This window comes from Eubacterium sp. F2 (assembly GCF_046244355.1).
In the GTDB taxonomy this organism is placed as follows: Bacteria; Bacillota; Clostridia; order Peptostreptococcales; family Anaerovoracaceae; genus Aminicella.
The window spans coordinates 501,068-523,311 of record NZ_CP176393.1 but is presented as its reverse complement, the minus strand read 5'-3'; the positions used below and the strand labels follow the sequence as shown (position 1 = coordinate 523,311).

At 49.4% G+C, this 22,244-nt stretch carries 15 protein-coding genes; 12 read left to right on the top strand and 3 right to left on the bottom strand.

All coding sequences use genetic code 11. The annotated features are described in order from the left end of the window. The first annotated feature begins 145 nt into the window (after nucleotides 1-145). From ACI77B_RS02055 to ACI77B_RS02045, 3 genes are all read left to right on the top strand, one after another. Nucleotides 146-1,105 (top strand): sulfurtransferase, encoded by a 960-nt coding sequence (locus ACI77B_RS02055; RefSeq protein WP_409337147.1) that lies wholly within the window; start codon nucleotides 146-148, stop codon nucleotides 1,103-1,105. 141 nt (nucleotides 1,106-1,246) lie between these two features. Further along, nucleotides 1,247-2,233 (top strand): sulfurtransferase, encoded by a 987-nt coding sequence (locus ACI77B_RS02050; RefSeq protein WP_409337146.1) that lies wholly within the window; start codon nucleotides 1,247-1,249, stop codon nucleotides 2,231-2,233. A 189-nt stretch (nucleotides 2,234-2,422) separates the two neighbouring features. Further along, nucleotides 2,423-3,604 (top strand): glycosyltransferase family protein, encoded by a 1,182-nt coding sequence (locus tag ACI77B_RS02045; protein ID WP_409337145.1) that lies wholly within the window; start codon nucleotides 2,423-2,425, stop codon nucleotides 3,602-3,604. Here the strand turns inward: ACI77B_RS02045 and ACI77B_RS02040 are convergent. Next, nucleotides 3,591-5,306, bottom strand: coding sequence for a glycosyltransferase family 2 protein (locus ACI77B_RS02040; RefSeq protein ID WP_409337144.1), 1,716 nt, complete (start codon nucleotides 5,304-5,306; stop codon nucleotides 3,591-3,593). The genes ACI77B_RS02045 and ACI77B_RS02040 overlap by 14 nt on opposite strands. A 243-nt stretch (nucleotides 5,307-5,549) precedes the next feature. Here ACI77B_RS02040 and ACI77B_RS02035 point away from each other — a divergent pair, with 243 nt between their 5' ends. Genes ACI77B_RS02035 through ACI77B_RS02025 form a run of 3 tightly spaced genes read left to right on the top strand, consistent with a single transcriptional unit; the run spans nucleotide 5,550 to nucleotide 8,340 of the window. Continuing rightward, a complete protein-coding gene (locus ACI77B_RS02035; RefSeq protein ID WP_409337143.1) occupies nucleotides 5,550-6,239 on the top strand; it encodes a TVP38/TMEM64 family protein in 690 nt (229 codons plus the stop codon). Then, on the top strand, nucleotides 6,236-7,225 hold the full coding sequence (locus ACI77B_RS02030) for a (Fe-S)-binding protein (protein ID WP_409337142.1): 990 nt from the start codon (nucleotides 6,236-6,238) through the stop codon (nucleotides 7,223-7,225). The genes ACI77B_RS02035 and ACI77B_RS02030 overlap by 4 nt, the downstream gene beginning before the upstream one ends. Before the next feature lie 47 nt (nucleotides 7,226-7,272). Next, a complete protein-coding gene (locus ACI77B_RS02025) occupies nucleotides 7,273-8,340 on the top strand; it encodes a phosphotransferase family protein (protein ID WP_409337141.1) in 1,068 nt (355 codons plus the stop codon). Nucleotides 8,341-8,385: 45 nt separating this feature from the next. Here ACI77B_RS02025 and ACI77B_RS02020 read toward each other — a convergent pair whose 3' ends face one another. Next, a complete protein-coding gene (locus ACI77B_RS02020; RefSeq protein ID WP_409337140.1) occupies nucleotides 8,386-9,801 on the bottom strand; it encodes a sodium-dependent transporter in 1,416 nt (471 codons plus the stop codon). Nucleotides 9,802-10,199: 398 nt separating this feature from the next. Here ACI77B_RS02020 and ACI77B_RS02015 point away from each other — a divergent pair, with 398 nt between their 5' ends. The 4 genes from ACI77B_RS02015 to ACI77B_RS02000 all read left to right on the top strand — a co-directional run bounded on the left by ACI77B_RS02015 (nucleotide 10,200) and on the right by ACI77B_RS02000 (nucleotide 15,279). Next, complete coding sequence (locus ACI77B_RS02015; protein WP_409337139.1) at nucleotides 10,200-10,766, top strand: TetR-like C-terminal domain-containing protein; 567 nt, start codon at nucleotides 10,200-10,202, stop codon at nucleotides 10,764-10,766. Nucleotides 10,767-10,889: 123 nt separating this feature from the next. Further along, nucleotides 10,890-11,942 (top strand): hypothetical protein, encoded by a 1,053-nt coding sequence (locus ACI77B_RS02010; protein ID WP_409337138.1) that lies wholly within the window; start codon nucleotides 10,890-10,892, stop codon nucleotides 11,940-11,942. Between the two features lie 366 nt (nucleotides 11,943-12,308). Continuing rightward, the gene (locus ACI77B_RS02005; protein ID WP_409337137.1) at nucleotides 12,309-14,132 is read left to right on the top strand and encodes a Na/Pi cotransporter family protein; all 1,824 of its coding nucleotides are present in this window, start codon (nucleotides 12,309-12,311) and stop codon (nucleotides 14,130-14,132) included. A gap of 127 nt (nucleotides 14,133-14,259) precedes the next feature. Further along, entirely contained in the window at nucleotides 14,260-15,279 is a 1,020-nt protein-coding gene (locus ACI77B_RS02000; RefSeq protein ID WP_178264235.1) for a rod shape-determining protein, read from the top strand. Nucleotides 15,280-16,350: 1,071 nt separating this feature from the next. On the opposite strand, the gene ACI77B_RS01995 is transcribed toward ACI77B_RS02000, so the two are convergent. Next, complete coding sequence (locus tag ACI77B_RS01995; protein WP_409337136.1) at nucleotides 16,351-17,619, bottom strand: argininosuccinate synthase; 1,269 nt, start codon at nucleotides 17,617-17,619, stop codon at nucleotides 16,351-16,353. 279 nt (nucleotides 17,620-17,898) lie between these two features. On the opposite strand from ACI77B_RS01995, the gene carA reads away from it, so the two are divergent. Beyond that, complete coding sequence (gene carA / locus ACI77B_RS01990) at nucleotides 17,899-18,999, top strand: glutamine-hydrolyzing carbamoyl-phosphate synthase small subunit (protein WP_409337135.1); 1,101 nt, start codon at nucleotides 17,899-17,901, stop codon at nucleotides 18,997-18,999. Then, on the top strand, nucleotides 18,999-22,175 hold the full coding sequence (gene carB / locus ACI77B_RS01985) for a carbamoyl-phosphate synthase (glutamine-hydrolyzing) large subunit (RefSeq protein WP_409337134.1): 3,177 nt from the start codon (nucleotides 18,999-19,001) through the stop codon (nucleotides 22,173-22,175). The genes carA and carB overlap by 1 nt, the downstream gene beginning before the upstream one ends. Nucleotides 22,176-22,244: the final 69 nt, after the last annotated feature.

The following is a 22,244-nucleotide window of genomic DNA, read 5'->3' as shown; positions in this document are numbered from 1 at the left end:
AAGAGGCTGCACGGCGAAGATGCGGAGAAACTTGCTGAGAATTGTGGAATGGGTTTTGGAATAATTTCACAACAATCCGGGCAGCAGGTATCGCGGGAGTTTCTTTGCAGCAATCGCACAGATGCAATGTTCATGGAGAGGAAAAATGAATATGAAAAAAAGGTGGAAATCCGTTTTGGCGATCTGCCTGATCGTGACCACGGCGCTTGTTTTTACGGGCTGCGGCGCGAAGGGAAAATCATCGGATCAGCTGAAATCGAAGAAGACCTTTACCGGTAAATATATCGTTTCCGCTAAATATGCGGTAAAACAGGTCGGAAAGAAGAATGTGCTTTTTGTCGACTGCCGCGGAGCGGATGAGGCGAAGAAGGGAACTGTAAAAGGAGCGATCGCCACAACCTGGCAGGAGCTCTGCACCTGTGGAAGCCAGTACGGAAAAGCCGGAGACAAGAACTGGGGAAAGATTCCGTCCGCTTCGGATCTGTCCGCAAGACTCAGCAAGCTCGGCATGACGAAGAATAAGAAGATCTACCTGGTCGGTCTGACTCTGGACGGCTGGGGCGATGACGGACGTGTTCTCTGGGAACTGAATGCGGCCGGATTTACCAATGCCAGAATCGTCAACGGCGGATTCCAGGGCCTGAAGGATGCCGGTGTCAAGACCCAGAAAGGCGCATCCACGCCGAAGCCGGGCAAAGTAAAGGTTACAAAAATCAATTACAACCATACCATTACAACCGAACAGCTGCAGAAGCACTATAAGGATTACAAGATCATCGATGTCCGCACCAAGGCGGAGTACAACGGCGCGACCAAATACAAGGAAGCAAAGGGCGGACACCTTCCGGGAGCAGTGTTTATGCCGTACACCGGCTTTTTCCGCGAAGACGGCACGCTGATCTCCAAGAAGGATATCAACGCTGTGATGAAGAAGGCCGGCATTTCCAAGAACGACAAGATCGTCACATACTGCACAGGCGGTATTCGTTCGGCCTACATTCAGCTGGTTCTGGAGATGAGTGGATATAAACATACCTATAATTATGACCAGTCCTACTGGAGATGGTGCAGAGTCGGCAAAGTGTCAACGACCAAGGTGAAATAAGCATCGAAACACGAATCATGCCGCATCGTATCAATCGGCATATCATGCGCGTGAAATACAGCATACTTCATATAACAGTATGGATATATAAAATGAATCACTTATTGCAATGTAATATAAGCATAAACAGGGAGGATTCCAATGGTTAAAACAACAAAACTTCGCAAGTTCGCGGTCGGTTTTCTGGTCGCGTCCATGACATTCTGCTTCACCGGCCTTGGCCAGTCAGCTTTTGCCGCATCCAAGACAAGCAGCAAGACCTTCACCGGAAAGTACGTCTACAGTGCCGCGCAGGCAAAGAAAGCGCTGAAGAGCAAGAACGTCAAGCTGGTTGACACACGCGGAGCAGACACAATTAAGAAGGCGGGCACAATCAAAGGTGCGTCCACTATGGTATGGCAGCAGATTTCGCATACCCCGATGACAGACGGCACCAAGCCTGGTGAAGCCAATTTTGCACGCTCGCTTTCCGCAAAGGGCATGAGCAAGGCGCTCGGAAAGCTGGGACTTGGTGTGAATGATAAGATTATCCTGATCAGCGACGGGTATGCAGCTGGCGGCTGGGGTGACGACGGCCGTGTCGCATGGCAGCTGATCCAGTGCGGATATAAGAATGTCCACATCGTCAGCGGCGGTGTTTCCGCGCTGAAGAAGGCCGGCATGAAGACTACCAAATCCGTCGTGACACGTAAGGCAAAGAAGGTCACCATCAAGAAGGTGGACACGACTTCTCATGACATTACCACGGCAAAATTGAAGAAGAATTACAGCAAGTACACCATCATCGATTCCCGTACCGCAAAGGAATACAACGGTGCGCAGGATTACGGCGAGACTAAGGGCGGCCATTTGCAGGGCGCTGTGAACATTCCGTTCGCAAGCATGTTTAATAAGGATGGCACACTGAAGAGCAATGCGGCGCTGACCAAGATGTTCGAGAAGAAGGGTATCAGCAAGAATAATTATGTCGTCACATACTGCACAGGCGGAATCCGTTCCGGCTACATGCAGCTGATTCTTCAGCAGCTGGGCTACAAGCATACATATAACTATGCAGAATCTGCATATCGCTGGTCCAACACGGATTCTGCAGGAACTGCCGCATACTGGGACAACCTCGGAAAATAGAAGCAAACCCTGCCTGTAAGAAGCTGAGCAGAGTGAATAAGAGCCGGATATCCGGGCATAAAAAGAGTATGCAGGAAACGGGAAATTCCGGCTCAGAGATAATTTTAATGGGGCCGCGCGCCTGGCCGTGATCCGGCCGGAAGAACGCAGGCCCCATTCTTGCTGTCTGGACGAAAAAGGGAGCAGTACATGGGATTGAGCAGATGGATAGAGCGGCTGAAAAAACTCAGTGAGCAGGCGGATGAAGCTGTCCGCCTGGAAAAGCATAATAAAAGAGTGATTCAGCGCGTCATAAAAAAGGAATTCCAGCGGCGGGATATCTGGGCGCTGCGGGACGCGGAAGTGCAGAGACTTGCGCACGGCCGGAAAATCTGGGTGATCAAATGTCCGGCGCCGGACACAAAGGAAAAATACCAGTGGGGTGACTATGCCTACTGCATGTCCCTGAAATCGGTGATTGAACGGATGGGTTATTATGTGGTGATGGAGTGCCATGAGGACTGGTATGAACCGGTGCAGGCCGATGTCGTCCTGGTCATGCGCGGCCGGCACGATTATCATCCGGACCGCAGAAACGAGAAGTGCCGCTATCTGATGTGGATGGTCTGTCATCCGAACATGGTGCCGGATGAGGAATATGAACTGTATGACCACATCTATGTGGATTCCCATCTGCTGGCAGAGAAACTGCAGAAAAAAGTTCATGTCCCGGTCAGCAGTCTGATCGTCGGGGCAGATGTGCGGAAGTTTCATCCGGCAGATGCCGCACAGGAATTCCCGGAGAATGAACTGGAAAATAAACAGGCGGCGGAAGCAGAGAACGCCAGAGTAGCGGAGGAAGCGCAGGCGCAGCATGATGAAAATCCGCAGAAATACGGATTAGTTTTTGTCGGGAATACCAGAGGAGAAAAGAGAAACAGCGCTGTCTGGTGTGAAAAATACCATATCCCGCTGGATATCTGGGGCGTCGGCTGGGAAAAATTCTATCCGTCAGATACGAAATACCTGCATTTCCATGGTCAGATGCCCTATGAAGAGCTTCCGGAACTTTACCGGAATTCGACGGTGATCCTGAACGATCACTATGAGGCGATGCGGGAGACCGGAATGGTGAATAACCGGATGATCGAGGCATCGGCCTGCGGCTGTCCGATCGTCAGCGACTACAGCCCGGAATATGAGAAAATTCCGGGGAAGATTGTGTTTTATCATGGTGAAGAGGATTTTGCCGCTGCTGTTCGGAATGCCCTGGATCACGCGGCAGACTGGCGCAGAGCGGCGGAAAAGAAATTCCCGGATCTCTGCGGAAGCTATTCCATGGATGCCTGCATCCGCCGCATGATTTCGGACATGAAATCTAGTGATGTTTAAATGCCTTTTTTAACGAATACGGAACAACCGCGTTGAAAACACGGTGCTTCAGAGAAGGCTTCTTCGGAGGCTTCGGCATCGGGCGCTGCTGCTCATGCAGGATGCGCGAGCATGGAGTCAGGATGTTCCTTGGCAGTCCTTTTTGTCCCTCGATCTGCAGGGCGCGGCGGATAAACGCATCCTCCTTCACGTCGACCGGAATGGTACGCTGGCGGAAACGGTGGCAGGTCAGCATGGAGTAAAGGAAGGCGCAGTCTTTCGCATTGCTGCCGGTGAAATGGAAGTGGATCTCCTGCAGGGCAATGGTGCGGAACATCTTATTGGAGAAGAAGGCATCGAGCGGGAAATATTCCTGGCGGTAGCCGACGCTGACCACATCGGACTCCACGGTCTTCCTCTTCCGCAGAAGCACCGGGCGCGCAGAAGCCATGTCGATGATGTCGCCGTTTTCCATCTGGTCCAGGCGCCGGTACAGCTGCCGGAGGATGCGCATGTCGTAGACAATCGGGAAGTCGAGAAAGGCAATGTAGGGAGATTCCGCTTCATCGAGGGCCTGCTGGAAAAATTCATGCTCGGAATCCTCGTCAATATATCGTATATTTGCGTTCTGCGATAGTCCCTGAAATTTAGAGGGCAAAATGATCCTGCAGCAAGGAAATACCTGGCCGGTGATGTTGCTCAACAGACGCTTTGCCTGACTTTTTGTATAGAATGGCGATACGGCAATCGTCAGAAGCGGAGACTGGACGAAATCGTCCGGGCTTCGGAGGACGCCGTCGATGAAGAGGTCGGAATTATCCAGGACAATTTCTTCCTGACGCTGCTCGTCCAGCTCTGGCATAGCCTTGAGAATGTACTGGTATGCGAGTTCTGCAGTCTCATGGTCCAGTTCCCAGAATCTGCGGTAGTAGTCGCCCATGAGAACGGCCGAGATCATGCGCTGCAGCAGGTCGGCCTGATAATCCTTTCCCCAGTCCTTCGTCAGTTCCGCGATCCGTTCATAGGCATGAACGGCGCTGTGCAGATTCTCTGTGCGATTCTGCTGGGAAGCTGTGCGGCCATCGAGCGGCAGAGGCTTGTAATAGTGGTAGACGACGTGCGGGCAGGTAACAATCTGGTCCACATACTGCAGGTATTCGTAGAGAAAGACGCTGTCCTCCATGTGAAGGAAAGGCTTGAAACGGAGATGCTGCTGTTCAATAATATCTGCGGAGAACCATTTATTCCAAAGGGTCTGACCGTGAAGAAAATTCCGGTCGCTGCGCGGGATGACCGGCTTCTGCGTCATGTTTACGCTCCGTTTGTTTTTATAGACGGTGAAGCCGTCTCTGCGGTCGTACTGGCCGGCGGTCATTTTACAGTCCGGGAAAAGAGACCAGTATCTCATCATCTGTTCATAAGCTTCCGCAGGAACGACATCGTCCGCATCGCAGAAGGCTATGATTTTACCCTGTGCCATGTCCAGACCTTTATTCCTTGAAGCGGAAATTCCTTCATTTGGATGGGAAAAAAGGCGGAAGACCGGACGCTTTTCTGTCTGCGCTTCGATGAATTCTTTGATTTTATCTACTGTATCATCCGTCGATTCCGAATCGACCAGAATGACTTCAAAGTCGCGGAAGGTCTGACGGGCAAGAGAACGCAGGGTTCTCAGAATGGTTCTCGTGTTGTTGTAAACGGGGACGATAACGGACAGCTGCATAAGAATGCATCTCCTTTCATTTCGGTATGGTTCTATTGTACCATCATTATTTTACACAGGAGAGAATTCAGGCTGTCTTTTTTTACCGTGCATTGATTTTATCTATTTTATAGCCGAATTTCTGCATGATAGAATACCTGTGAAGAGCTGGGATTTTATTATCCTCAGATCTGGAAAGACAGGCATGTGGATAAGACTCAGATATAGATGTAAGTTATACGCATTGAAAAGACAGGAGTGTATATGAAAAATAAGAAAATCTGGATATTCATCGGCATCATCGTGCTGGTTCTGGTATTGAACCATATATTCGGCTGGTCGCATTACCTGAGTGATCCGGATAATCTGAACTTTCTCAAGTCTATGGTAAAAGAAAATTTCCTCATGGCAGCGCTGATCTATTTCGGAATTACAATCGTGAGCTGCGTTGTGCTCGCACTTCCGGGAGTAACCTTTGCGATCCTTGCCGGGCTGATTTTTGGCCCCGTAATGGGAACCGTACTCTGTTGCGTGGCGACAACACTGGGAGCGATGATTTCCTTTCTTGTCGGTCGTTATTTTCTGCAGGATTCCATCCGCCCGAAGGCGTCGGAGAACAAGTTCCTGAAGAAATGGCTGTTTGATGAAACCGGACATAATCAGATATTTGTACTTATGATCACCCGGCTGGTACCGGTCTTCCCGTTCAATCTGCAGAATTTTGCCTACGGTATTACAGACATCGGCTTCATCGAGTATTCTGTGGGTTCATTTCTGTTCATGATTCCGGGCACCGCCATGTACACCATTGGAACGGCAGGCCTGGCAGATGCGCACAACCGCTGGCTGTACATCGGAATCGCGCTGGCCATTGCTGTCGTTGTTATTGCAGTTGGCATGATATTAAAGAAAAAATATGTACAGCCTGAAGAGAAAGAGAGAAAGCAGAAATGAAAGAAAAAGAAAGAACAACCGATGTTTCCGGCTGCATCCGCTGTGGAAAGTGCAGAAACGGCTGCAGTTTTCTGACAAAATATAACCTGATCATAGGCGATAAGGAGCAGCTGAAAGAGCTGGCCTATCACTGTTTTCTGTGCGGAAGATGCACCCGTGTCTGTCCGGTGAATATCGACGGCCGGCAGATCTTTATGGATTTCCGGAAGGAACTTGCAGAAGAGCAGGAAAAGAAAGTCCGGAAAGACTACCGGGGGATGCTCTGGGAAAAGAACCACTATAAATACAGGAACTATAAAAACGCTGCGCCAAAAGACAGCAGCGTGCATACCGTGTATTTCCCGGGCTGTAATTTCCCGTCCCTGTTTCCGAAGACCAATGCATACCTTTCGGACTTACTGAGGGAAAAAGCCGGAATCGGCACGGCCTATGACTGCTGCGGAAAGCCGGTTGCAGAACTGGGACTGGAAGCAGACGCGTGCAGAATCGCAAAAGAAATCACCGATCAGCTGCAGAGTGCAGGAATCGATGAGATCGTCACAGCTTGTCCGAACTGTTTCTATCACCTGACCCCGCTGATTCCGCTGAAGGTGACCAGCATCTACGATAAACTTCTGGAGCTCGGTATCGGGAAAGCGATAGAGCGGGATCTTCATTTCTTTGTGCCCTGCCCGGACCGGGAATTCCATGCCTGGGTGCAGTCGATTGAAAAGTTTGTGAAAGGCGAAATCCTGATTGAAGACGAACCGCAGTGCTGCGGCATGGGCGGGTCCGGCGGAAAGTGCGAACCGGAGCTTGCAAAGGAAATGGCCGGCTCATTTTCCGGGTATGAAGGCGGAATCGATACCTGCTGTGCTACTTGTACCGGAAGCTTTACAAGAGCGGGCGCGGAGATGCACCATGTCCTTTCGGAGATTCTGGGCACACACGAAATGCCAGATACAGGCCGTTCGTACCTGAATCGTGTGAAGACAAAATGGAAATAGCCAGGAAATACCGGGCCAAAAAGTTATGCACGAAAGAAGATGAGGGAATGGAAAACGAAAAGGATAATGACGTACTGGAATCTGTAAGCGGACTGACTTCCTATATACAGAGTGAGAAATACAGGAAAGCGCTGGGACTTCCGGAAAAACAGGAGGAAAGCTACCATATTCTGGCGCAGGGCGAATATAACCGGAATTTCTGGTTTATTCATCCGGAAACCGGCAGGAAGCTGGTACTGCGGGTGAATTTTGGGAGCCAGATGCATCTTACAGATCAGATCGGATATGAATGCCGGGCACTTGAAGATCTGTACGGATGTGGAAGAACACCGGAACCGCTGTATGCAGATGGCAGTCTCCGGGACCTGGATCATGGCGTGATGGTTATGGAATATCTGCCGGGTGAGGCGCTGCAGTACAGAAGAACAGGAGATCTCCGGAAAGCGGCATATATTCTTGCGGACATTCATGCAAAGCCGCTGGAGCATCCGGAAAAGCTCGTCCGTTCCGGGCAGCCGCTGAAAGAGATGCTGGAAGAATGTGAGCAGATGCAGCAAGTGTATCAGGATTCGGATCTGGGAAGCAGCGAAGTGAAAGCGCTGATCCGGGAATGTCTGGACCGGGGACACCGCGCTGCGGAAAAATATGAAGCAGATATCCCTTACCGCTGCTGTATTAATACGGAACTGAATAACACGAACTTCCTGATTCAGCCTGATTCAGAGGAAGTTCCGCCGTATGAGGGAAACTATCTGATTGACTGGGAAAAACCGCTGTATGGCGATCCGGCACAGGATCTGGGACATTTCCTCGCTCCGACGACGACCTTCTGGAAGACGGATGCAATTCTGACGGACGAGGAACAGAATGCCTTTATCGATGCCTATCTGAAAGCCGTGGGAGACCGCTTCTGTACAGACGGTCTGCGTGAGCGCACGGATGTATTCACCCGGATGACCTGCCTTCGCGGCATCAGCTGGTGCGCCATGGCCTGGGTGCAGTACAGACAGGTGGAGCATCAGGGACTGAAGAATGCTTCGACGGCGGCAAAACTGGATTCTTATGTCGATCCGGAGTTTATAAGAAAATACGGACTGCTGCCGCAGTCCGTATAGATGACAGATGCAGGAGACTTCAGCAGTCTCCTGTTTTTTTAATTATTAACTGAAGATATGGAGTCCAAAGAAGCCGTCGATCTGTCCGACCAGAACGAGAGCCATGATAATCGGAACGATCCATTTCATGCAGAAGTGCCAGTATTTCTTCATCTTGAAGGTCTGTCCGCCCTGCTCGATATCATCGTCGAGATAATCCGGATGAATCCATCCGAAGATTACGGCTGTGAGGAAGGCGCCAAGAGGCATCATCAGTCCCTCAGACAGAAGGTCGAATACATCCAGTGCTGTTCCCTGCCCGAAGATATGCAGGATTCCGTGTGTTCCGAGTCCGTCCAGAGAAATCAGGATGCCCTCAATGGTAATGATCAGAGCAACGATCATGGTGGACTTTACACGCTTTACTGGTCTGCCCTTTGCAATATCGTGGTCCATCAGGGATGCGCCGACTGCTTCAACCAGGGAGATGGAAGATGTAATCGCTGCGATGAAGACCAGGAAGTAGAAAATAAATCCGAAGACCGGACCGGCTTTTCCCATTTCTGCAAATACGTACTGCAGGGTAACGAACAGCATGCCAGGGCCCTGTCCCGGCTCCAGACCTTTTGCAAATACAGCAGGCATAGTCGCCATGGCAGCCATAACCGCGATAATCGTGTCTGCGATCGGGATGATTACGGCACTCTGCTGGACATCGTCCTCTTTACTCATATAGGAACCAAAGGTAATCATAATGCCCATGGCCAGTGAAAGTGAGAAGAAGAGCTGACTTCCCGCGCTTGCCAGAACGCTGATCCATCCGACACCTTCAAATACTTCAAACTTTGGCTTGAAGACGAAGGAAAGTCCTGCACCTGCTCCCGGCAGGGTGACGCTGCGGATGATCACGATTACCAGCATGAAGAAGAGTGCCGGCATGGCGATCGAAGAAAACTTCTCGATACCGGATGAAACTCCGCCGAGTACGATACCAACCGTCAGCGCGGTGAAGATAATGGTGAAAATCACACTCTGCGACTGGCTGGAATAGAAGGCGGCAAAGAATTTCCCGCTGTCTGCTCCGTGAACACCCCATCCGGCGCCGAAAATATCGCCTAAGTTCGCGATGGAGTATTTCAGGCAGTATCCCCCGAGCATACAGTAGAAGCCCAGGATCAGAAGCGGAGACAGCCAGCCGAGAAAACCGACAAACGTATACTTCTTACTCAGTGTACGCCAGGCATAGATGACACCTTTTCCCGTCTTGCGTCCAAATGACAGTTCGGTAAGCATCATGACGACACCGACTGTCGCAAACATAAGCAGATAAATCAGAAGGAATGCAAATCCTCCGTTCTTTCCCATTTTATATGGGAATGCCCACAGGTTTCCGAGTCCGACAGCGGAACCGATGGAAGCCATAAGAAATCCGAATCTTGATTTAAATTGGCCTTTTGAGTTGTCTAGTGTTTGTTCTGCCATATTTTCTCTCCTTTCTTTGAAATTGCGCAATAATTAACAATCTGAAAACACTGTCACTCAGTTTAGTTGTACATAATAGTGTACATATGAAATGTTTATCCGTCAATATTTTATTGTGCTTCAGTACAAAAATTAATGAACGGATTAAAACAGGCTGACAAATACTGCGGCCGGGAAAGGCGCGCTGGTGCCGTGTGTGCGTAAGAACATGTATTGCATTTCTATCGATTGGGTATGATAATAAAGAGTGTCTGTCCTGTTCCGGCTCCTGTGTATGGCAGAGCGGGCAGGAACGTAAAAACGCAGATGATTAATGAATTCATGAAGACAGTCCGGAGGCGGGGCCTCTTGCGCGGTGTATTTTGCTGCAGAGGAATCCGGGCAGGGAGGATGAGAGTATGTCGGTCCAGACGGAAAAAGCACTGGCAGCTTCACTGAAGAAGCTGCTTGAGAAAAAGACGCTGGAAAAAATCACCGTGAAGGATATCACGGATGACTGCGGAGTTAACCGCCAGACGTTCTATTATCATTTTCATGATGTGTACGATCTTGTGGAATGGATTCTGAAGAATGAGTTGGAGAATCTGACGGAGCACCTGAATGCGGACAACTGGCAGGAGAAGATGCACGGCATTATGGTGCGGATGATTGAAGATAAATCATTTGTTATGAATACCTACTATTCTCTGACGCGCCGGCAGCTGGATCAGTTTCTGCAGAGATTCATCCATCCGCTGATTGAGCAGCAAATCGAACAGACTCCGAATGGGGATGCGATTCTGCCGGAAGATAAGGAATTTCTCGCGGACATGGCGACCTATGCTCTGGTCGGAATTCTGACAGAATGGGTTGCGTCGGGCATGAAATCAAGCTATCAGGAACAGTTCGGAAAGCTGATGTTTCTGCTGGACGGCATTATGGAGTTTGTGGTGGATAAATTTGCGTCTCCTGCGGGCGCATATTAATGTCGAATTAGACATCTGCTATAAATTGTTTATTGTGCAGAACGAGGCGATCATCTAAGTTAGTATCTGTAGAATATCGTATTCAGAATCAGAATAAGTATAGAGTCGGAGTGTTTAAGATCGATGAGTATCGTTGGAAATGAAATTAAAAGGCTGGGCCTGATGTCCATGTATGAATTTCTGGATAAGAATCCGGAAGAAAATCTGCCTAAAATTGTAGACTGGCTGGATTCCTATATCAATCCGGATGTATTGAAGGTGCAGAGGAAACTGTTCAGAGAGATTATCGAAAAAAAGGACAGCAACTGGTATCAGCTTCTGGTCAGCCTGTGGACCGACATTGATGATGATATAAGAAAAACACTTTTTGAAAACCTGATTATCAACGCGAACGCCCTTGCGGCGGAAACTGCGGAAAAGAGCCGCCAAAAGTATCACTGCAATATTCCATGGGTGATTCTGATGACTCTGGATAAGGAGCATGGTCTGGATTTCGATGCCTGGGATGATGTGATCGAACAGGCGAAGAAGCTTGGAACCTTCGCCTTCATGTTCCAGGGGCATAATCTTCTGGGAAATAAGGAGGAAATGATCGCCCTCTGCAACAAGCATGAGGACTGTGAGTTCATGGTATGTACCAATGGACACAAGCTTGATGATGATTACGCGAAACAGATTCTGAGAGTGAAGAATCTGATCGTTGCCCTGACGGTGACAGGAACAGAGAAGGACAAGGCACTGGAAGATCCCGTGTCGATTCTGCGCAGATACCGGCTTCCGTACGCGGCAGTTGTCCGCTATGATCAGAAAAATCAGGACCGCTTCGCGAATGAACAGTTCTTTGATGAGCTGATCGGGCACGGGGTCAAGCTGGCATTCTTCCTGTCTTCCATGCCGGAAGAGGGCGATCAGGTCTGGGAAAAGATCAAAGAATTCCGGAAGACCAAGCCGATTATGTCCATCAACTTCTGCAAGGACCGTGAGCTGATCGGAGGATGCGTTGCGGGAGGGCGCTACTTCTGCGCGATTGATGAGAAGGGTAATATGCAGCCGTGCTTTTTTGTTCATGACTCAGATTCCAACGTCTGTGAGAAAACGCTGCTGCACGGTCTGCAGTCACCGGTGTTCATGCGTTACCATCAGGATGAGGTGCCGGAATGCAAAGCAATTAAGTAAGCGGTAACACAAGAGCTTTTTAACAAAATGTAAAATATCAATCCCGGATGCTGTTCTGCTGGAGAGACAATCTTCCGCACGACGGCATCCGGGATTGTTTTTCTTCTGCTGTGAATTCCATACTGAAACAGTGTGTATGCACTGAAAATCAGGGGATAGAGTCTGTCTGCAGGATAACAGGCACTTGTATTCGCCCTGCCCGAATTATAAAATTTTCTTTACAAGAATATTTTGGGTCTGTAAAATAGGATAGTCGGTGATTCTATGGAAATACATGGTATAATCAGTACTATCGGATATTGGGATGCCATTTTTATAGAATTGAATATAAATGCAGAATAATGCGAATGTGAGGGAGGAAGACGTATGAGTATCTTCTCGTTTATTACATTGTTTGGCGGACTCGCGCTGTTCCTGTTTGGAATGAACCAGATGTCCTCCAGCCTGGAAAAGCTGGCCGGAGGAAAGATGGAGGCAGTTCTGAACAAAATGACGGCCAACCGCTTTGCGGGACTTGCTCTGGGTGCTGCGATAACTGTTGCAATTCAGAGTTCTTCCGCTGTTACCGTTATGCTGGTCGGCCTGGTCAATTCCGGGATTATGGACATCGGAAATACCGTTGGTGTTATCATGGGTTCGAATATCGGAACAACGGTAACCGCCTGGATCATGAGTCTGATCGGCGTTTCCAGCAGCAACGTATTCGTACGCATGCTGAAACCGGAGTCTTTCTCCCCGATTCTGGCGCTGATTGGTGTCATTATGATGATGACCTGCAAGTCCAGCAAGAAGAAAGATATCGGATCCATCATGGTGGGATTCGCTATTCTGATGTATGGAATGACATTTATGAGTGATTCTGTTTCTCCGCTGGCAGATTCCCCGAAGTTTGAGAGCATCCTGACCGCTTTCAGGAACCCGTTCATCGGCATTCTGGTCGGACTGATGGTTACCGCCGTCATTCAGAGTTCTGCGGCTTCTGTCGGAATGCTGCAGGCGCTGGCGTTGACCGGCGGCATCACCTGGGATATGGCGATTCCGATCATCATGGGACAGAACATCGGAACCTGCGCGACGGCACTGATCTCCAGTATCGGCGTAAACAGAAATGCCAAGCGTGTAGCAGCCATCCATATTTCCTTCAATGTTATCGGAACAATCATCTTCATGGTGGTATATTTCATTGTCAATGCGACAGTGAACCTGCCATTCCTGGACCACGCCATCTCGCCGGTCGGCATTGCGATGTTCCACAGTATCTTCAATATCTGCACGACAGCAATGCTTCTGCCGTTTACGAATCAGCTGGTTAAGCTGGCAAAGAAAATCGTCAAGACAGAACCGGAAAAACAGGTTGCCTTCCTGGATGAGCGTCTCCTGAAGACTCCGTCCGTTGCCATTGCAGAGTGCTCCAAGCAGGAAAATGAAATGGCAGACCTGTCCAGAAATTCCCTGGTAGAAGCCATGAATCTTCTCCTTCAGTTTGATGAGAAGGGAGCTGAACACGTTCATGCTCTGGAATCCGAAGTGGATGTGTTCGAGGACCATATCGGTTCTTATCTGGTAAAAGTCTCCGGAAACGAACTTTCTGACCACGACGGAAAAGAAGTTTCGCTCATGCTGCACACCATCAGCAATTTTGAGCGGATCAGCGACCACGCACTGAACGTCATGCAGACCGCCCAGGAACTTCATGACAAGCGTCTGCGTTTTTCGGATATGGCCTATGAAGAGCTGGATATTTTGATTTCCGCCATGACGAAAATCCTTGACGTTACCTGCAAGGCGTTTACCGAGTCGGATTACGAACTGGCAAAGCAGATTGAGCCGCTGGAAGAAGTCATCGACGGCATGACCGAGCGCATAAAGAGCAACCACACCGAACGTCTGAAGAGCGGAATCTGCACCATCCAGAACGGATTCATCCTTAACGACCTTCTGAATGATCTGGAACGCGCTTCCGACCACTGCTCCAATATCGGTGTCGCTATGATCGAGCTGCATCAGTACTCCTTCGACACACATGAATACCTGGAAGAAACCAAGGACATGTCCAACCCGGAATTCCGCGGATTTTATGAAATGTTTAAAGATGAGTACTATATTAAAAAGTATATCCCTGAAAAGAGAGAACCGGGCGAAAAGGGAAAAACAGGGATTCACTCTGGCCAGTCCGATTTTGTCTCCTAAAAGGAAGCCATCCCGTCTGTCTTGAAATGGGAGAAAAAGTTGTATATAATTAATTGGATATATGGCATTAAACAATTCACAGGCGAAATGCCGAAGAAATAAAGAGTGAGCAGATAAGGAGATCATAATGGCTACAGAAGTTGGAATCGATCTGGGAACAGCCAATGTGCTTGTTTATATTAAGAATAAAGGCATCGTTCTCAATGAACCTTCCGTTGTTGCGGTAAACAGAGATACAGACGAGATCCTGGCAATCGGCGAGGAAGCCCGTCAGATGCTGGGAAGAACACCGGCGAATATCATTGCGGCAAAGCCGCTGAAGGACGGCGTTGTTTCCGATTACGACATTACGGAGAGAATGCTGCAGTATTTTATCCGCAAGACATGCGGAAGCTCCCGCTTCTTCAAGCCGATCATCATGGTCTGTGTACCGAGCGGCGTAACCGAAGTCGAGAAGCGTGCTGTCAAGGAAGCGGCGACAGAAGCCGGCGGAAAAGAAGTTTACCTCATGGAGGAGCCGCTTGCCGCTGCCATCGGAGCCGGTCTTGATGTTACCGAGCCGTCCGGAAAGATGGTCATCGACATCGGCGGAGGCACAACTGACATCGCAGTCATCGCCCTGGGCGGAATCGTAACCAGCGCATCCATCAAGGTTGCCGGCGATGAGTTCGATGACTCCATCATTAAATACATGCGCAAGGTGCATAAGCTCTACATCGGTGAGCGTACCGGCGAGGATATTAAGAAAGAAATCGGAACGGCTTATCCGAGAGACGAGGAAGTCACTATGGAGTGCCGCGGAAGAGACCTGGTTACCGGCCTTCCTAAGACTATCACCATCAGTTCCGACGAGATCATGGAAGCCATGGAAGAGCCTCTGAACACTATCTGCGAGGCAATCCACAGCGTTCTGGAGCGTACACCGCCGGAACTGGCAGCAGACATCAGTAACTCCGGAATCGTCATTACCGGAGGCGGTGCACTGATGTACGGCATCGATAAGAAGGTCGCAGAGCGCACAGGCATGGAAGTCCGCATTGCAGACGATCCGAAGTCCTGCGTAGCCATCGGAACCGGAAAGGCTCTGGATGAGCTGGATAAGCTGCAGGGCATGGATCAGAATCAGAAGAAGGGGACACGTTACTAATTCCAGCGTTTTGGCTTTTAATAAGACTGCATTCCCATCAACACGGGAATGCAGTTCTATTATTGTAGACCTATTATTGCTACTGATACTGATTGCGTTCGTCTGACTCCGATTGTGCCAACGGTCCATTCGATTTACAGCGCTGCAGCTTGTATTACTTTGGCTGCTGTAGTTCGAGGAAGATTTCAAGTAAACTATATAACAGCTGAGCTTTGTAATTGGAATTGTTCGGGAAAACTGCTATAATCTGCTATTTCCCGATCTTTTTTTTCAGGGGCTCGGAAAAATTGACTTTAATGTGCTTTTTCCGAAGTTGCTGCAGGTCGTAATTTGTTTCTATGAGCAGATAATGTATGTATATAACGACCAATGAGTTATCATGCGTGTATACTGTATAATAATCAAGATGGATTTACCTGCAGCCTGGGGAAAAGCCAGGTACACAGGGAACTGAAGTATTCCAGTGTCTCTGGAGTCGGGAGATTGCTGTTAAAAAGCATTTTCCCGAAAGTCCCTGCTTCGAAAGTTCGGAAAACAGTCCGAAAAGAAGGAATTCCCGAATTGTGCGCAATTTAATTCGGAAATCACTGGATTTACAAGCATTTTCCGACTGTTGAAGGGCATTTTGTATAGAAGGATGCACATTATCTGATGAATATTTTATGAATGCTGTTCGAAAGTGTATATAGTATACTTTGGCGTCCACCTTATGACCATCTTATTATAAAGTAACATCGCATTCAGACGGATGTTGGTTGACGGTGCTTATTGAAAGGGCGCTGTTGCAATTGGTCTTTTGACGAAGTGAGAAACATTTCCAGGAAACGGCCGATGAAGAAGCATCTCGTAAGACCGATGGCGCAGTCAGAGTCAGAGACCGCACTTCTTGCAGCCCAGTGTCCAGATAATAACAGCTTGTCAATTGATAATCGCAGTCTGAAGAGCCGCTCTGTCACCCTGTCACCAGCACGAATGCGATCATAAGTTATCGGATAGCAAAGAAGCCGCACCACCGAAAATCAGCGATGCGGCTTCCGTCCATTTATGTGTGTAAGTGAAATGGCTTGGTTATTACTCGATGAAGCTTCCGCCTTTCAGGATCTTCTTTCCGAGTGCCTGCTGGGACTCTGGAACGCCTTCCAGAGACTGTTTCTGTATTGCGCGGATCTTAAGCGGCAGGGCGAACAGGTTGATGAATCCCTGTGCGTCGGCCTGGTTGTAAACCTCGTCCTCGCTGAATGTAGCGAACTCCTCGTTGTACAGGGAGTATGGTGACTGGCTGGCAACAGGATAAGCTGTTCCCTTGTAAAGCTTCATTTTGACCTTTCCGGTCAGGTGCTCCTGGGTGACATCGACGAATGCGCTGATTGCCTCACGGAGTGGGGTGAACCAGAGTCCGTCGTAAACCAGCTCAGCGAACTTCTGGGATACGATCTTCTTGTATGCCAGTGTGTCGCGGTCGAGGATCAGTTTTTCCAGGTCGCGGTGTGCCTGATAGAGGATGGTTCCGCCAGGAGTCTCATAGACACCACGGGACTTCATGCCGACCAGACGGTTTTCAATAATATCGATGGTTCCGACGCCGTTCTCGCTTCCGAGCTTGTTCAGCTTGGTCAGCAGATCGATCGGAGAAAGTTTTTCATCGTCAATGGCAACCGGAATTCCTTTTTCGAAGGAAATGGTGATGGTTGTCGGCTCGTTCGGTGCGTCTTCCGGTGTCTTGGACAGGACGTGGATCGTCGGGAGATGCTCATTCCAAGGGTTCTCCAGCTCGCCGCCTTCGTGGCTGATGTGCCAGATGTTCTCGTCACGGGAGTAGATCTTCTTGGTGGTCTGGGAAATCGGAATGTTGTGCTGATGTGCATACTCGATCAGATCTTCACGAGACTTGAAATCCCAGACTCTCCATGGTGCGATTACCTTGATCGCAGGGTTCAGTGCCTGGATGGATGCCTCAAAACGAACCTGGTCGTTTCCTTTTCCTGTGCAGCCGTGGGCGATGGTGAATGCGCCTTCCTGCTCGGCGATTTCTACGAACTTCTTGGCCATCAGCGGACGAGCCATGGATGTGCCGAGAAGATAGTCATCTTCATAGATTGCTCCGGCCTTCAGTGTCGGATAGATATAATCAGTAATAAATTCTTCACGCAGGTCCAGGGTGATTGCCTTGGAAGCGCCGGTGGACAGTGCCTTCTTTTCTACTGCGTCGAAGTCCTCGTGCTGTCCCACATTACAGCATACGGCGATGACGTCATAGTCATAGGTCTCTTTCAGCCAGTTCAGAATTACAGATGTGTCCAGCCCGCCGGAATAGGCGAGGATTACTTTTTCTTTAGCCATTTCACTTACCCTCCAAAATTGATATTTATAAATAAAAAAGAATATTTATCGTGTTGAATGTATAGTAACACCCGTGTGAATAAAAATCAAGTATTATTTGTTAATATTCAAGAATTTTTTCTGATTCAGTATGTGAAAGAATCGTCAAAAGCCACAATATTAGCTGAATCAATGGGAATGACCGCGAAATAATTCTTTTGAAGCTTAAAAAAATATTGTTGAATATTTTTCCATGCTATAGTATACTTTTTGAAAGTGTGAGGAAAGGAGAATTACGTTATGAAGGGAGTTATTTACCTGGAAGACGGAACGGTTTATAAAGGACGCGGATTCGGCTGGACCGGAACCAAAGTCGGAGAGCTCGTGTTCAATACAGCGATGACAGGATATCAGAAAACGCTGACTGACCCGTCTTATAGTGAACAGATCATTACCATGACCTATCCGCTGATCGGAAATTACGGCATTAATGATACGGATTATGAATCGGATCATATTTATGCATTTGGTCTGGTTGTTAAGGATGTCTGCTTCCATCCGTCAAATTGGAAATGCAAGATGACCATTGATGAATGGCTGAAGCAGCAGAAGGTACCGGGCGTGTATGAAGTGGATACACGTGAGATTACCATGAAGATTCGTGAGCATGGAAGCATGAAGTGCGTAATCAGCACAGAGGGGCTTCCGCTTTCGCAGTTGAAAAAATTATGTGATGAGACAGAGCTCAGAACAGATCAGATGAAGGACGCGGGTACAGACCACGTTATCGAATGGGAGGCAGAAAACCCTCAGTTCCATGTTGCAGTCATGGATCTCGGCTGCAAGCGCAGCATTTTAAAAGAACTTCATAACAGAAATTGCAGTTTGACTATCTTTCCTTACGGAACAAAGGCGAAGACCATTCTGGCCGCTCATCCGGACGGCGTGTTTATCACAAACGGCCCAGGAGACCCGGAATCAGCAACAGAAGATATTATCGTGACAGAAAAACTGATCACGAACAGCAATTACGGTGAAAATCAGATGCCGATTATGGGTATCTGCATGGGTCATCAGCTGATTGCGCTCGCATCTGGCGGTAAGACATACAAACTGAAGTATGGACACCGCGGCGTAAACCACGGTGTTTTTGATAAGAAGACAGGAAGAAGCTACATTACTTCTCAGAACCACGGTTATGCAGTAGATTCAAACAGTGTTGTCCTGAAAGGTCTGGACATCACGCATTTGAATCTGAACGACGGCACCGTTGAGGGCATGCAGCACATCCGCAAACCGGTATTCTCCGTACAGTTCCATCCGGAATCCAATCCGGGACCGAACGACACGGGATATCTGTTTGACCAGTTCATTGATTTGATGAAGGGAGGAAAGCTGTAATGCCAAAGGATTTCACATTGAATAAAGTTATGATCATCGGTTCCGGCCCGATTGTCATCGGCCAGGCAGCCGAATTTGACTACGCCGGAACACAGGCCTGCAAGGCGATTGCAGAAGAAGGAATTGAAACCGTACTGGTTAACTCCAACCCGGCCACGATCATGACCGACCATGGAATCGCAGATAAGGTGTACCTGGAGCCGATTACGGAAGAGGCGGTCGAACAGATCATCTCCAAGGAGCATCCGGACGGCATTCTGGCCGGATTCGGCGGACAGACCGGACTGAATATCGGCATGTCGCTTTACGAGAAAGGCGTTCTGGATAAATATCACGTCAAGCTCCTTGGTGTAAACCGTGAAAGTATTTATAAAGCTGAGGACCGCGAGGCTTTTAAGAAGCTGATGCAGGACATCGATGAGCCGATTCCGCCGAGCACCATCGCCACCAATGTGGACGAGTGTCTGGACTTTGTAAAGAAGATCGGCTACCCGGTAATCATCCGTCCGGCATACACCCTCGGAGGAACAGGCGGTGGAATCGCCAATAATAAAGAAGAACTGATCGAACACTGCAAGATGGGAATTGAGAAGAGTGCCATCGGACAGGTTCTGGTCGAGAAGTCCATCGCTGGATGGAAGGAAATCGAGCTGGAGGTTATCCGCGATGCAAAGGATAACTGCATCATCATCTGCTCGATGGAAAACCTGGACCCGGTCGGCATTCACACCGGAGACAGTATCGTTGTCGCCCCTGTACAGACGCTGGACGATCATCAGTACCAGATGCTTCGTGACGCATCCCTGAAGATCATCCGCGCCCTGCATATCGAAGGCGGATGCAACGTTCAGCTGGCTCTGAATCCGGATAAGGATGAATATGCAGTCATCGAAGTAAACCCTCGTGTAAGCCGTTCTTCCGCGCTGGCATCCAAGGCTGCCGGCTACCCGATCGCCAAGATCGCGGCGAAGATCGCCATCGGCTATACCCTGGACGAACTGCAGAATTACGTCACCAAGGAATCCAGTGCATGTTTCGAGCCGACACTGGACTACTGCGTCGTAAAGTTCCCGAAGTGGCCGTTTAATAAATTCAGGACAGCATCCAGAAAACTGGGAACACAGATGAAGGCAACCGGAGAGATCATGGCGATTGACCGGAACTTTGAGTCTGCGCTGATGAAGGGCATCGCATCCCTGGAAATCGAAGGAAACGGACTGCGTGTTCCATATGTCACCAATCTGGATAATGACCGCCTGATGGCAAAGATGAGAGTTGGCGATGATGAGCGTATTTTCTGCATCGCAGAAGCTTTCAGAAGAGGAATCGCTGACGTTGAGAGCATTCACGCAGAGACGAAGATCGACCGCTGGTTCCTGTATAAGATTTACGGAATCATCGAGATGGAACGTCGTCTGCAGAGTGAAGAAATTACACCGGAAATCATCTACGAGGCAGAGAGCCACGGCTTCACCGATGACGACATTCTGGATCTGACCAAAATGCCGAGAGAAGTCCTGCAGGACATCCGTCTCTACCATGATATGTATCCGGTTTACAAGATCGTAGATACCTGCGCCGGCGAGTTCGAGGCAGCAACACCGTATTACTACCAGAGCTACGGCGGGGAAAACGAGAGCAAGCGCTCCGATAACGAGAAGATCCTGGTTGTCGGTTCCGGCCCGATCAGAATCGGACAGGGAATCGAATTCGACTACTGCTGCGTTCAGGGCGTCTGGGCGCTGAAAGACCTGGGTTATGAGTCAATTATCATCAACAACAACCCAGAGACCGTCAGCACAGACTTTGATACCTCTGACAAGCTGTATTTTGACCCTCTGCACACGGACGACGTCATGAACGTCATCAAGCAGGAGCGTCCGGAAGGCGTCATCCTGCAGTTCGGAGGACAGACCTCCCTGAACCTGGCATCCAGACTGTCCGCCCGCGGAATCAACATTCTGGGAACCAAGAATAAGTATATCGACCTGGCCGAGGACCGTGAGAAATTCCACGAACTGATGGACGAGCTGCACATCGTAACCCCGAAGGGCTGCGCAGTCCGCACCCATGAAGAGGCTGAGGCCGCAGTAAAAGAACTCGGATATCCTCTGGTTGTCCGCCCGTCCTTCGTTATCGGCGGACGCGCCATGCAGGTTGTCTACAACGATGATGAGCTGAATACCTACCTGAAAGAAGCTGTCCGCATGTCCCACGAGCATCCTGTCCTGATCGACCAGTACATCGAGGGTAAGGAAATGGATGTAGACTGCATCGCAGACGGAGAAGACGTTCTGATTCCGGGAATCATGGAGCACTTTGAGCGCACAGGCGTTCATTCCGGAGACAGCTGCACATCCTATCCGCCGTACGATTTCCCGCAGGAAGTCATCGATTCCCTGGTGGACCACACCAAGAGAATCGCAAAAGCCCTGCATGTCGTCGGTCTGATGAATGTCCAGTACGCATGGGATGGAAAGACGATCTACGTCATCGAGGTAAATCCGCGTGCATCCCGTACCGTTCCGATCCTGAGCAAGGTCACCAAGGTTCCGATGGTCCGCATCGCTGTAGCCGTTATGACCGGTCAGAAGCTGAAGGATATGGAATACGGAACAGGACTGTATCCGGATAAGGACTACTATGCCGTCAAGGTTCCGGTATTCTCCGATTCCAAGCTGACTGATGTCGATGTTGCAGTCGGGCCGGAGATGAAATCCACAGGAGAAGTTCTGGGCATCGATCCGGATCTCGACAAGGCGATTTACAAGGGCTTCATCGCTGCCGGCGGAAAGATCCCGACAGAAGGCGGCGTATTCGTTTCCCTGCGCGATCATGATAAGAATGATGAGAGTGCGGAAATCGTCAGGAAGTATCAGGAGCTGGGCTTCAAGATCTATGCCTCTGAGGGAACCGGAAAGTTCCTGACTGAGCACGGCGTGGAGAATACCTTCCTGCCGTTTGAGGAAGTCCTTCCGATGATCGAGAACGGCATTGAAGTGCTGATCAATACGCCAAAGGCGATGAACAAGCTGAATACGGACACCTTCCCGCTGCGCCGCAAGGCCATCGAGCACAACCTTCCGGTACTGACCTGCATGGACACCGCGCAGATTTTCAGCAAGGCCATCGAACTGAAGCAGAAACACACACATCTGGAGTACAACCCACTGTAATCCGGGAATGTAAACAAGAAACTATTTCACAGGCAGGCGCGTCATCTGCGCCTGTCTGTTTTTTGACAA